The sequence below is a fragment of the Pseudomonas petrae genome (assembly GCF_021728295.1).
Taxonomy (GTDB): Bacteria; Pseudomonadota; Gammaproteobacteria; order Pseudomonadales; family Pseudomonadaceae; genus Aquipseudomonas; species Aquipseudomonas petrae.
Map to the genome: position 1 here is coordinate 91,711 of NZ_JAKJXE010000015.1, position 10,668 is coordinate 102,378.

At 60.8% G+C, this 10,668-nt stretch carries 13 protein-coding genes; 9 read left to right on the forward strand and 4 right to left on the reverse strand.

Annotation, left to right across the window (positions count from 1 at the left end; all coding sequences use genetic code 11):
• Window positions 1–19 precede the first annotated feature (19 nt).
• Window positions 20–1,483: a protein adenylyltransferase SelO gene (gene selO, locus L4G42_RS22115; RefSeq protein WP_237253516.1), complete on the forward strand. Its 1,464-nt coding sequence runs from the start codon at window positions 20–22 to the stop codon at window positions 1,481–1,483.
• On the opposite strand, the gene L4G42_RS22120 is transcribed toward selO, so the two are convergent.
• From L4G42_RS22120 to L4G42_RS22130, 3 genes are all read right to left on the reverse strand, one after another.
• Window positions 1,467–2,129, reverse strand: a complete 663-nt coding sequence (locus L4G42_RS22120) for a hypothetical protein (RefSeq protein ID WP_237253517.1) — start codon at window positions 2,127–2,129, stop codon at window positions 1,467–1,469. The two genes, selO and L4G42_RS22120, sit on opposite strands and share 17 nt — an antisense overlap.
• Before the next feature lie 463 nt (window positions 2,130–2,592).
• Window positions 2,593–2,856: a hypothetical protein gene (locus L4G42_RS22125; protein ID WP_237253518.1), complete on the reverse strand. Its 264-nt coding sequence runs from the start codon at window positions 2,854–2,856 to the stop codon at window positions 2,593–2,595.
• Between the two features lie 123 nt (window positions 2,857–2,979).
• Complete coding sequence (locus L4G42_RS22130; RefSeq protein WP_237253519.1) at window positions 2,980–3,909, reverse strand: hypothetical protein; 930 nt, start codon at window positions 3,907–3,909, stop codon at window positions 2,980–2,982.
• Window positions 3,910–4,305: 396 nt separating this feature from the next.
• On the opposite strand from L4G42_RS22130, the gene trxC reads away from it, so the two are divergent.
• On the forward strand, window positions 4,306–4,740 hold the full coding sequence (gene trxC / locus L4G42_RS22135) for a thioredoxin TrxC (protein WP_237253520.1): 435 nt from the start codon (window positions 4,306–4,308) through the stop codon (window positions 4,738–4,740).
• Window positions 4,741–4,876: 136 nt separating this feature from the next.
• The gene (locus L4G42_RS22140; RefSeq protein ID WP_237253521.1) at window positions 4,877–5,254 is read left to right on the forward strand and encodes a PAAR domain-containing protein; all 378 of its coding nucleotides are present in this window, start codon (window positions 4,877–4,879) and stop codon (window positions 5,252–5,254) included.
• A gap of 28 nt (window positions 5,255–5,282) precedes the next feature.
• Here L4G42_RS22140 and L4G42_RS22145 read toward each other — a convergent pair whose 3' ends face one another.
• Complete coding sequence (locus L4G42_RS22145; protein WP_237253522.1) at window positions 5,283–6,065, reverse strand: ParA family protein; 783 nt, start codon at window positions 6,063–6,065, stop codon at window positions 5,283–5,285.
• 320 nt (window positions 6,066–6,385) lie between these two features.
• Here L4G42_RS22145 and L4G42_RS22150 point away from each other — a divergent pair, with 320 nt between their 5' ends.
• From L4G42_RS22150 to L4G42_RS22175, 6 genes are read left to right on the forward strand one after another with little or no spacing between them, the layout of a single operon-like run.
• A complete protein-coding gene (locus tag L4G42_RS22150; protein WP_237253523.1) occupies window positions 6,386–7,141 on the forward strand; it encodes a beta-ketoacyl synthase chain length factor in 756 nt (251 codons plus the stop codon).
• Window positions 7,117–7,929 (forward strand): lysophospholipid acyltransferase family protein, encoded by an 813-nt coding sequence (locus tag L4G42_RS22155; protein WP_237253524.1) that lies wholly within the window; start codon window positions 7,117–7,119, stop codon window positions 7,927–7,929. The genes L4G42_RS22150 and L4G42_RS22155 overlap by 25 nt, the downstream gene beginning before the upstream one ends.
• Entirely contained in the window at window positions 7,904–8,164 is a 261-nt protein-coding gene (locus tag L4G42_RS22160) for a phosphopantetheine-binding protein (RefSeq protein WP_192171183.1), read from the forward strand. The genes L4G42_RS22155 and L4G42_RS22160 overlap by 26 nt, the downstream gene beginning before the upstream one ends.
• 9 nt (window positions 8,165–8,173) lie before the next feature.
• On the forward strand, window positions 8,174–8,428 hold the full coding sequence (locus L4G42_RS22165; RefSeq protein WP_192171184.1) for an acyl carrier protein: 255 nt from the start codon (window positions 8,174–8,176) through the stop codon (window positions 8,426–8,428).
• Window positions 8,425–8,970 (forward strand): COG4648 family protein, encoded by a 546-nt coding sequence (locus tag L4G42_RS22170; protein WP_237253525.1) that lies wholly within the window; start codon window positions 8,425–8,427, stop codon window positions 8,968–8,970. The genes L4G42_RS22165 and L4G42_RS22170 overlap by 4 nt, the downstream gene beginning before the upstream one ends.
• Window positions 8,967–10,646: an acyl-CoA synthetase family protein gene (locus L4G42_RS22175; protein WP_237253526.1), complete on the forward strand. Its 1,680-nt coding sequence runs from the start codon at window positions 8,967–8,969 to the stop codon at window positions 10,644–10,646. Before L4G42_RS22170 ends, L4G42_RS22175 begins: the two co-directional genes overlap by 4 nt.
• The last annotated feature ends 22 nt before the right edge of the window (window positions 10,647–10,668 follow it).

The following is a 10,668-nucleotide window of genomic DNA, read 5'->3' on the forward strand; positions in this document are numbered from 1 at the left end:
ATTCTGCTGGAGGCATCCCTTGAAAGCCCTCGACGAGCTGACCTTCGATAATCGCTTTGCCCGTCTGGGCGATGCGTTTTCCACCTCCGTCCTGCCCGAGCCCATTGCCGACCCACGGCTCGTGGTTGCCAGCGAAGCGGCCCTCGCGTTGCTCGATCTGGACCTCGCTCAAGCAGAACAACCTGTGTTTGCCGAGATTTTCAGCGGCCACAAACTGTGGGCCGAAGCAGAACCGCGGGCGATGGTTTACTCGGGCCATCAATTCGGTTCGTACAACCCGCGCCTGGGTGATGGCCGCGGTTTGCTGCTCGGCGAGGTGTACAACGACGCCGGCGAACACTGGGATCTGCACCTGAAGGGCGCCGGGCAGACACCGTATTCGCGCATGGGCGATGGTCGTGCTGTCTTGCGCTCGTCGATTCGCGAGTTTCTGGCCTCAGAAGCCCTGCATGCCTTGGGCATCCCGACCAGTCGCGCGGCCTGTGTGATCGGCTCCAGCACCCCGGTGTGGCGCGAAACCCAAGAGCGAGCGGCGATGGTGCTGCGCCTGGCGCAAAGCCACGTGCGTTTCGGCAGCCTCGAGTATTTCTTCTACACCAAACAGCCGGAACAGCTGAAGCAGCTGGCCGATCACGTGCTTTCCCTGCACTACCCCGAGTGCCTGGAACAGCCCGAACCGCACCTGGCGATGTTTCGCGTGATCGTCGAGCGTCAGGCCGAGCTGATTGCCAAATGGCAGGCCTATGGTTTCTGTCATGGCGTGATGAACACCGACAACATGTCTATTCTCGGCATCACCTTCGACTTCGGCCCGTTCGCGTTTCTGGATGACTTCGACCAGCATTTCGTCTGCAACCATTCCGATCACGAAGGCCGCTACTCTTTCAGCAATCAGGTGCCGATCGGCCAGTGGAACCTCAGCGCGCTCGCTCAGGCGCTAACACCCTTCGTCACCGTCGAGGCACTGCGTGAGGCGCTGGAGCTGTTTCTGCCGCTGTATCAGGCACATTACCTGGACCTGATGCGTCAACGTCTGGGCCTGACGACGGCGGAAGACGATGACGCAGAGCTGATCGCGCGCTTGCTTCAATTGATGCAAAACAGCGGCGTCGACTACACCCTGTTTTTCCGCCATCTGGGGGAGGAATCAGCCGACGTCGCGGTAGGGAAGTTGCGCGACGACTTCATCGACATGCTCGGCTTCGACGCCTGGGCCGACGCCTACAAAGCCCGCATCGCCCGCGAACCCGAGTCCAGTCAACAGGATCGCCGCACGCGCATGCACGCGGTCAATCCGCTGTACATCCTGCGCAACTACCTGGCCCAACGCGCCATCGAAGCGGCCGAACAGGGCGACGACAGTGAAGTGCGCCGCCTGCATCAGGTGCTGTGCACACCGTTCGACGAACAGCCCGGAATGGAGGGCTATGCACAGCGTCCGCCGGATTGGGGCAAGCATCTGGAGATCAGTTGTTCGTCGTGAGTGGGGGCAAGTTGAGGTCAGGTGAAACCTCCACCGTTTCGGGCAATGCCGGATCCTCGCGCTCTAAGCGCTTTTTTTCCGGATCAGTCATGGCAGCGAGGATGTCGTAAAGGTTGAGTATGTGCGTTTGGGGTTCGCGCTCGCCTCCCGCCGGCAGCGCTAGCTCCTCTGCGATTTTTGCCTCCATTTCTGCCTCGTAATTCCAGGGATAACGGTCCTGAACCCTTTCGATCATCGGCAGCGCTTTGTAGTAGTTCAACACCTCCCTCAGAAAGACTGGCACCTTGCCGGTCATACTGCTTTCGAGTTGAGCACGGGCAATGGCGCCTTGCGTCCACTTATATTCCATTTGCGCACTGCCGCGCCAAGCGGCTTGCCTCTCATTGATGGTGTAGCCGCCTTGGTCGTCATAGGCAATCAGGATCAACTGATCCCGTGAAAGGCCCGCGAAGGGACTTTTCGCATTCAAGTCGCCAGCGCTGGAACGGTTCACGTATTCAGTAGCTTGCCGGGCGCGATCCAGAAGCTCGGGATCATCGGTTTGCGGCGTCTCCAGATCGTGCCGGGCTTTTCCGGCTTGATACCCATCGAACAAAAACCTGCTTTTTTGCCTGGCCGCATAGGCCGCCAGCTCATCGCAGGACATCGTCAGTTCTCGCTGACTCGCCCGCTCCGCACTGTCGCTTAGCTGCCGCCCCAGAACTGACACGCTCGCGACCTCCGATTGAGACATTAGTGAGGCAGTCGGCGCCCGCTCAGTGTCTAAGACTGGCAACCCGGCAGACGGCGTTTTTTCAACTTCGCCTGCACTCAAAGGACCTCGTGTGGCCGAACTTATAGTGGAAAGCATAGAAATCCCTTTTCTGATACCACGCGCAGCCGAAGCTGCCACTAATAGGCAGCTTCGGTTCATGTTTGCGTCATCAGCGCATGATGAAGTTCACTACCCAATTGTGGTTGGAGTAATTGACGGAGGTGACAGTAACGTCGCATCTGGCACCGCCGCCCGACACTGCACTTCTGTTCCACTTAGGCGTGCGGACACCTCCCGGTGTAGAGCTCATCAAATAGCTGGTTGTAAATTGGCAGGTTTTGAACCCGGCTTGATATCACACGGTGGCGTAGCTTATTGGAGACGCATCGCTTGGACGAACGTTGAAGCTGGTCGAGGCCCCCGCCGCCACGGCTTCAGGTTTAGGTGATGCGTTCGAGTATGTGGTCAGTTCATTGCTGCTACTTCCACGCACATAAACTGCATTTTCATCGGTTTTATTTTTAAAGTTTACGGTGACCTGAGGTCCTGCACTTACCATCCCAACCGTGGCCAAAGTAAAAGACAGCAACACTGTATTAACTTTATTTTTAGAGTTCATTTTTAAATCCTCCTTTTTATGAGATCTAAAAAAAGCTAATCAGGCATCGCGTTAAATTCCTACTACCCGAACGGATAGCTACTTTGGAGCGCATCGAGCGAGCGCGGCAGGCGCCCTCGATGATCAGGCTTCAGCTGCAGGCTTCGGTGAAGCAGAAACTTGCGTACCGGCACTCGAAACCGCTGGCTTCTCAACCTCCTGAGCCGCGGTAGTCGGCACCGGCGAAGTACGGGGCGAGAACTTCTTGGTGTGCACGATATTGTTCGGGTCAGATTTCTTGTCTTTGGTGGTGTCAACGATGCCGGCGAGGATGTCGTAAAGGGTCAGCTTGCGGTCTGGCGCCTGGCGTCCGAAAGGCCCCGGCAAACCGGGCAGCGTGAGGTCGCTCTTGATCCGCGCTTCCACGATGGCTTCCGCTCCCTTGGGATAGCTCACCGCCTTTTCGATCGCCGGCAGCGACTTGAGGTAGCTCAGAGCGTCGTTATAAAACCGGGTCGCTTTGCCCGTTCGAGCTTGTTCGATCACGCCCTCGTTTATCGCAACCTTGCGCCAGTCCTCGTCCATCTTCTGCACGCCCTGCCAGGCCGCACGCCGCTCGTTGAGGGTGAAGGTTCCGCTGTCGTCAAAGGCAATCAGGTTCAGTTGCCCACGGGAGAGGTTCTCAAACGGGCTTTTGGCGTTCTTGTCACCGGCCAGTGTCCGGGTCACGAACGCACTGGCCTCGCGCGCACGATCCAGCAATTCGGGGTCGTTTGTCTTCGGCACTTCCATGGCCCGCGTGCCGCTGTTGGCCTCGCGGCTTTCGATCAAGAACTCATTGATGCGATTACGCCCGTATTGCCCCAGCTCGGCGTGGGTCATCCCTGCGTCCCTCTTCTCGGCTCGCGCTGCGCTCTCGTTCAGTTGAGCCGCCAGTGTCGAAAAAGTCGCCTTGTCGGTAGTCGCCGGCGCAGCCTTGTCCACAGTCTTTGGATCGCCGCTTGCAACAGCGTCAAGGATTGGCTTTTTGTTCGAGACGACCGCTGCAACGGCGGCCTGGATCTGGCTGATCATGGGCGACTCCCTGGCTATTAGATGGCAGGGGCCAACGCGCATCGTCAGTCAGCCCCTCGCGTCGACACTAGCGAGGGGCAGGCAGGGCGAACAGTTGGGCAAACGGGGGGTACTTTCGGATAATCAGCGGTCGAGGATTGGGCTTAACGCGCGCATTGGGCGGCTTGGGCCAAGGCTGATGCGAGAATTCGTCGCGTCTTCAGGTTTGAGTCTTTTTAGGCGTGGGTGCTTAAACAAGCGGTGAAATTTGGGGTAGTTCACACCTGGCATTTCAGGTGATCAATGAATGCCGACCGCCATTGATGACAGCCCGTCGCTAAAGGTGCAGCCGTAGAGCTTGATAACCCACCCCCCAGACTCCACGTAATGGTCATCAATCCTACTCAGGTCTTTGTCATGTCCGAATCACTGCTGATCCCCTGCCCGCATTGCAACGGGCTCAATCGCATCCCTGCCGGACGGCTGAGCGACCAGCCGAAATGCGGGCGCTGCAAGCAGACGGTTTTGCTGAGCAAGCCGTTCAACCTGACGCAGGGCGATTACGCCAGCCAGATCAAAGGCGATCTGCCGTTGCTGGTGGACGTCTGGGCGGAGTGGTGCGGGCCGTGCAAATCCTTCGCGCCGACGTTCGAGCAAGCGGCAACTCAGCTGAGCGGGCGGGTTCGGCTGGCGAAGCTGGACAGTGAGGCCAATCAGCAGCTTTCCGCGCAACTGGGAATTCGTTCGATCCCGAGCCTGATCCTGTTCAAGGACGGCCGTGAAGTCGCCCGGCAAAGTGGCGCGATGCCGTCGCAACAGCTGATGGCCTGGCTAACCAGTCAGGGAATATGAAAGGCGTTTCTTCAGCGCTTGAAGTGCGTGACAGCGAGCGCTGTAGGCATGTTCTGAAAGCGCTTCTTTGCCCCGAATTCATCAATATCTGCGACTAGGCTTCGCCTCTTCTATCGGCACCTTGGAGCAGTTAGCGATGACATACGTGGTCAGAGAGGGCGATTTAACGACAACCGGCGGCGTGGTGTTGAACGCTTCAGGTTCGCACACATGGGAAGACCGGCGCCTGGCGCGCATGGGCGATCCGGTCTGGTGCGAGCGGTGTGCGCAGATCGGCTTCATTGCCCAAGGCAATCCGACCTTCATCGACGAACTCGTGGCCGTGGCGACGCATGGCCAGGCGGTGCGCTGCGGCTGCGCGGAAGGCACCCATCGGCTGATCGCCAGCCAGGACCAGCTTCAGGCCGACATGGACGCGACCATCGACATCCCCAAGGACATGGCCGAAAAAGCGCGCAAGCGAGCCAGGCACATGACCCGAGCCCGTCGGGAAAGCCACGCGCCGCTTACCTGAGCAGTCATCCTTCCTTGTATCGCCTCAGTCAGCGATGACCGGCACCTGTTTCCAGCAAGTGATGCAGCTCGATAAATTGCTGAGTCAGCTTATGCCGCGGCTCCAGATGGATCAGCGGCATATTGGCTTGATGTGATTCACGCATCTTGATCGAACTGGTGAGGTAGACCGGCAGCACCGGCAGCCCCTCAGCGATAAGCTCATCAAGCATCTGCTGGGGCAGGCTCGCCCGGGCCTGGAACTGGTTGACGATAATACCCTCCACCTCCAGATCTTCGTTGTGATCTTCCTTGAGCTCTTCGATTTCCTTGAGCAGCCCGTACAGCGCCTGACGGGAGAAACTGTCGCAGTCAAACGGAATCAGCACACGATCCGCCGCGATCAACGCCGATACCGCATAGAAATTCAGCGCTGGGGGCGTGTCCAGATAGATGCGCTCGTAATCTTCGCTCAGCTCATCCAGCAGTTTGCGGAGCTTGTTGATCTTGTGCTTGGCTTCCAGCTTGGGCTGCAGATCCGCCAGCTCCGCCGTGGCGGTCACGACATGAAGGTTGTCGAAGGGCGTTTCATAGATGTCGACCTGGTTCTTTTTAGCGCCAGGCCCGGACGACAAGGTCTGCTTGAAGAAATCGGCGATCCCCATGGGAATCTCGTCACCGGTCAGACCGGTGAGGTACTGCGTCGAGTTGGCCTGGGCATCAAGATCGATCAACAGCGTCCGATAACCTTCATGAGCACTGACAGCCGCCAGATTGCAGGCGATGCTGGACTTGCCAACGCCGCCCTTCTGATTGAACACCACACGCCGCATGTAAGACTCCCTGTTGCTGTCTAGCCGTGAAGGATCGCCTGCGACCCGATGAATGGTACCGAGTCTAGGCAATCGCGATGAGTAGGGCGAGTCTCTCGGAAAAATCTGACTGTAAAGGCGAAGCCTGCAACACAGGCGGCCCTATTGCTCCTACAAAACAGTGTCAGATGCCGCTGCCATACCAGTAAGAATAATCGCCAGTAAACAAGCCTTTTGTTTCAACGTTTGCCTCGGTGCCTGGGCATCGGGATAATGCCCGCCACTCGGTGATAGCGCCGCGCCACGGTTGGTGCCACTTCGGAGACTCGAAGCCCGGAAGTATGCCCGTGTCAGGGCAGGATAATTTTGTGATCAAGTTCAACATTGCACAGTGGCGCGCGTGGGCGCCGGGGCTGATGTCGGTCGAAGAGTGGCGCCAATGGAGCCACGAACCCGTGATCCCCGCCCCGACGGACGCAGCGCCAGACGTTTCATTTTTGCCGGCCATGCAACGCCGCCGGTTGAGCCGTCTGGCCCGCATGGCCTTCAGCGTAGGCTGGCCGCTGGCAGAGGGTCTGGAGCGATTGCCGCTGGTGTTCGTCTCCCGCCACGGCGAAACGCCCCGGACCTTCGACATCCTCAGCGATCTGGCCAACGACGAGCCGCTGTCGCCCACCCAGTTCAGCCTGTCCGTGCACAACGCCGTTATCGGCCTGTGGTCGATCCTGCGCGGCGAGACCAGTGAGATGACTGCCCTGGCCTGTGCGGGCGACGGGCTTGAACATGGCGTCGTCGAAGCGGCCTCCCTGCTTGAAGAAGGTGCGCCGGCGGTATTGCTGGTGATCACCGAAGAGCAGCCGCCTGCTGCCTACGCGCCGTGGATCGACGATGTGCCGTTTCCCTATGCACTCGGCCTGCTGCTGACGCCGGGGGATGAGTGGCAGCTGTCATTGACGACCCGCGAACGGGTCGAGACGAATTCCGATCGTAGCCAGTGGCCCCACGCGCTCAACCTTTTACGTGCGCTGTCGACACAACAGAGCGCTCTGCAACATCCCTGGAAGAATCGGCTATGGAACTGGCAACACAACCGCTGAGCAAAAGCCGCGACGCCTATTACTGGCGCCTGCTGGCCACGGCCCTGAGCTTTGCCCTGTTCGGTGTGGGCGGGTTGTGCCTGCGTGTGTTCGTGTTCCCGCTGCTGGCGCTGCTGCCCGGGGATGCCTGCAGCCATCAACGCCGCGCCCGCCGGACCATCAGCCGCCTGTTCTGGGCGTTTATCCGCATCATGAGCAACGCCGGCGTGCTGACATACGAAATCCAGGGCGCCGAGCGTCTGGGCCGCCCGGGGCAGATGATCATTGCCAACCATCCGTCGCTGATCGACGTGGTGTTTCTCATCGGGCTGGTGCGCGACGCCAATTGCGTGGTCAAGCAGAGCCTGTGGCAAAACGTATTCACCCGAAGCCCGGTCAGGGCCACCGGCTACGTCAGTAACGACGGCAGCGCCGACATACTGGAGCAAGCCGCGCATCTGCTGCGGACCGGGCAAACCCTGATCATCTTCCCTGAAGGCACGCGGACCCAGCCCGGCCATGCGCCCGCCTTCCATCGCGGCGCTGCGGCCATTGCCCTGCGCGGCGCCCACGTCATTACGCCGGTGACCATCCATGTGTCGCCGACCACGCTGACCAAGGCCGAGCCGTGGTATCGCATTCCCCTGCGCCGCCCGCATTTTCATCTGTGCGTGGGCAACGACATCGATCCAGCGGCATTCGCCGCGCTTGGCCCGGCCCCTGTGGCGTCGCGCAAGCTCAACGAGTATCTGCATCAACACTTCATCAAGGAGCTCGCCACAGATGAGCGATCTGCACCAGGACATTAAACAGCTGATCATCGACGCCCTGGGCCTCGAAGACATCAGCACCCACGACATCGGCAACGACCAGACGCTGTTCGGCGAAGGCCTGGGGCTGGATTCGGTCGACGCACTGGAGCTGGGCCTGGCCATCCAGAAACGCTACGGCATCAAGATCGACGCCGACGCCAAAGACACTCGCAATCACTTCACCAGCGTCGACAGCCTCGCGGCATTCGTCAGCGCGCGCCAAGTGGCCTGAGGACAGAACATGCAATCCCGTGAAGACATCTTCGACACCCTGCGCTCGTCGATGGTTGAGCTGTTCGAGCTCGAACCCGAGCGCGTCACGCTCGAAGCCAATCTGTATCAGGACCTGGAAATCGACAGCATCGATGCCGTGGACCTGATCGACCACATCAAGCGCAAGACCGGCAAGAAAATCGCCGCCGAAGAATTCAAGTCGGTGCGCACCGTGGGCGATGTCGTTGACGCGGTCTATCGTCTGGTCCACAGCGCCGCATGAGTCGTGTGATTGGCCTGGTCCTGGTGCTTGCAGGTGTGCTGTACCCGTTTGCCGTCTACTTCGGCATGGGCCACTTCGCCCCCTGGCAATTCGCGCTGCTGCTCGGCGCGCTGTGGGCGGTGCGTGCGCTGACCGGTAAGCGACGTCCCGGTGGCGTGCCGATGGCGCTGACGGCGATGGGCTTTTGCCTGCTGCTCGGGCTGTTCAACAGCCCGCAATTGCTGCGCTGGTACCCGGTGCTGATCAGCGGCTTCATGCTGACCCTGTTTGGACTGAGCCTGATGCGCGGCATGCCGCTGATCGAGCGCCTGGCACGCCTGACAGAGCCCGACCTTCCGCCCGTCGCGGTTCGCTACACCCGCCAGGTCACCCGCGTCTGGTGCCTGTTCTTTCTATTCAACGGCCTCGTCGCCGCCGCGCTGACCCTCTGGGCGCCGCTGAGCTGGTGGACGCTATACACAGGGCTCATCGCCTACGGCTTGATGGGCCTCCTGTTCGCCGGTGAGTGGATCGTTCGTCAGCGCGTCCGGGGGCGGGCATGAGCTGGATCGATCTCGAACACCTGTTGCTTGACGCCCATCCGCAGCGCGCCGTTGCCCATGCTCCCGCCTTCAGCCACGCCGCATTGCAGGAACGCGCGCGGTGTGTCGCTGCCGCATTGCAGCAACGTGGCGTGACACGCCTGGCGGTGCACCTCGAAGACGCCGCTGAACTGGCCATCGCACTTTTTGCGGCCTGGCGCGCCGGCGTGGCGGTGTTGCTGCCTTCCGATTTGCAGGCGCAAACGAGGCAGCGCTGGGCCGGTCATGTCGACCTGTGGCTGACGGATCTGCCGGGCGACACCCGGCTCGATCAACTGAACGCCGATCCGCTTCCCCCCGCATCGCTCGATCTGGATCAGTGCAGCTTGAGCCTGTGCACGTCCGGCTCCAGTGGCGAGCCGAAGCTGATCGAGAAACGCCTGCGTCAACTGGCCAACGAAGTCAGCACCCTTGAACGCCTGTGGGGCGCGGACCTAGGCGATGCCTGCATCATCGGCAGCGTGGCGGCGCAGCACATTTATGGTCTGCTGTTCCGGGTGTTGTGGCCGTTGTGCGCCGGACGCAGCTTTGTGCGCCAGCAACTGCCGTTTCCCGAAGACCTGCAACGCGCCAGCCGCGAGCATGAATCCTTCGCCTGGGTGGCGAGCCCTGCACTGCTCAAGCGCATGGGCGACAATCTCGACTGGAGCCACCTGAGCGCCGTACGCCGGGTGTTCTCTTCCGGCGGTGCGCTGCCGGCCGACGCCGCAGCGAGCCTCCATCAGCGGCTGGGCCAGTGGCCGAGCGAGATACTCGGCAGCTCCGAAACCGGCGGCATTGCCTGGCGCCAGGGCGACACGCTGTGGCGCGCTTTCGACGACGTCTCGTTGAGCCAAAATGCCGACGGCGCCCTGCGGATCGAATCGCCGTACCTGCCGAGCGGCCATGTCGAACAGACGGCCGACGCCGTGCGCTTCCTCGAAGATGGCCATTTCGAACTGCTGGGCCGGCTGGACCGCATCGTCAAACTGGAAGAGAAACGCATCTCCCTGCCGCTTCTGGAGCAAGCGCTCGCAACCCATGACTGGGTCAGCGAAGCACGCCTCGCCGTGGTCCGGGGAAACCGGGCGTCTCTGGGTGCGCTGGTGGTGTTGAGCGCCAGCGGCGTGCACGCGCTGCGCAATCAGGGTCGGCGCGCGCTGACCCAGGCGCTGCGTCAGCATCTGGTGCCGTATTGCGAAGCGCTGGCATTGCCGCGTCGCTGGCGCCTGCTGAGCCACCTGCCCCTCAACGCCCAGGGCAAATTGCCACAAGCGCTGATTGAAACCCTGCTGGTGTCGCCGCGCACGCACGTCCCTGATCTGGTCGCCCAAGAGCAGCACGACGATGAGTGGCGACTGGAATTGATCGTCCCCTTGGACCTCGCCCATTTACCCGGCCACTTCCCGGGCACGCCGATCCTGCCCGGTGTGGTGCAAGTCGACTGGGCGATGAACCTGTCCCAGCGTCTGATGGACCTGCCGCCGCGCTTTGCCGGCATGGAAGTGCTGAAGTTTCAAAAACTGGTGCGCCCCGGCGACCGCATCAGCCTGACCCTGCGTTTCGACCCTGAGCGCAGCAAGCTGCATTTCGCCTATCGCAATGGCGAAGCGGCCTGCTCCAGCGGGCGGATTTTACTGGTGAACGCGGATGCATGAGCTCTGCATCCCTCCTGTAGGA

Excerpts from the sequence above, each read along its gene's own strand:
- L4G42_RS22175 (WP_237253526.1), top strand. The coding sequence starts at position 8,967 with ATGAGCTGGATCGATCTCGAACACCTGTTGCTTGACGCCCATCCGCAG.
- L4G42_RS22145 (WP_237253522.1), bottom strand. The coding sequence starts at position 6,065 with ATGCGGCGTGTGGTGTTCAATCAGAAGGGCGGCGTTGGCAAGTCCAGC.
- L4G42_RS22140 (WP_237253521.1), top strand. The coding sequence starts at position 4,877 with ATGACATACGTGGTCAGAGAGGGCGATTTAACGACAACCGGCGGCGTG.
- L4G42_RS22170 (WP_237253525.1), top strand. The coding sequence starts at position 8,425 with ATGAGTCGTGTGATTGGCCTGGTCCTGGTGCTTGCAGGTGTGCTGTAC.
- L4G42_RS22155 (WP_237253524.1), top strand. The coding sequence starts at position 7,117 with ATGGAACTGGCAACACAACCGCTGAGCAAAAGCCGCGACGCCTATTAC.
- L4G42_RS22165 (WP_192171184.1), top strand. The coding sequence starts at position 8,174 with ATGCAATCCCGTGAAGACATCTTCGACACCCTGCGCTCGTCGATGGTT.
- L4G42_RS22130 (WP_237253519.1), bottom strand. The coding sequence starts at position 3,909 with ATGATCAGCCAGATCCAGGCCGCCGTTGCAGCGGTCGTCTCGAACAAA.
- L4G42_RS22120 (WP_237253517.1), bottom strand. The coding sequence starts at position 2,129 with ATGTCCTGCGATGAGCTGGCGGCCTATGCGGCCAGGCAAAAAAGCAGG.
- L4G42_RS22125 (WP_237253518.1), bottom strand. The coding sequence starts at position 2,856 with ATGAACTCTAAAAATAAAGTTAATACAGTGTTGCTGTCTTTTACTTTG.
- L4G42_RS22160 (WP_192171183.1), top strand. The coding sequence starts at position 7,904 with ATGAGCGATCTGCACCAGGACATTAAACAGCTGATCATCGACGCCCTG.
- L4G42_RS22150 (WP_237253523.1), top strand. The coding sequence starts at position 6,386 with ATGCCCGTGTCAGGGCAGGATAATTTTGTGATCAAGTTCAACATTGCA.
- trxC (WP_237253520.1), top strand. The coding sequence starts at position 4,306 with ATGTCCGAATCACTGCTGATCCCCTGCCCGCATTGCAACGGGCTCAAT.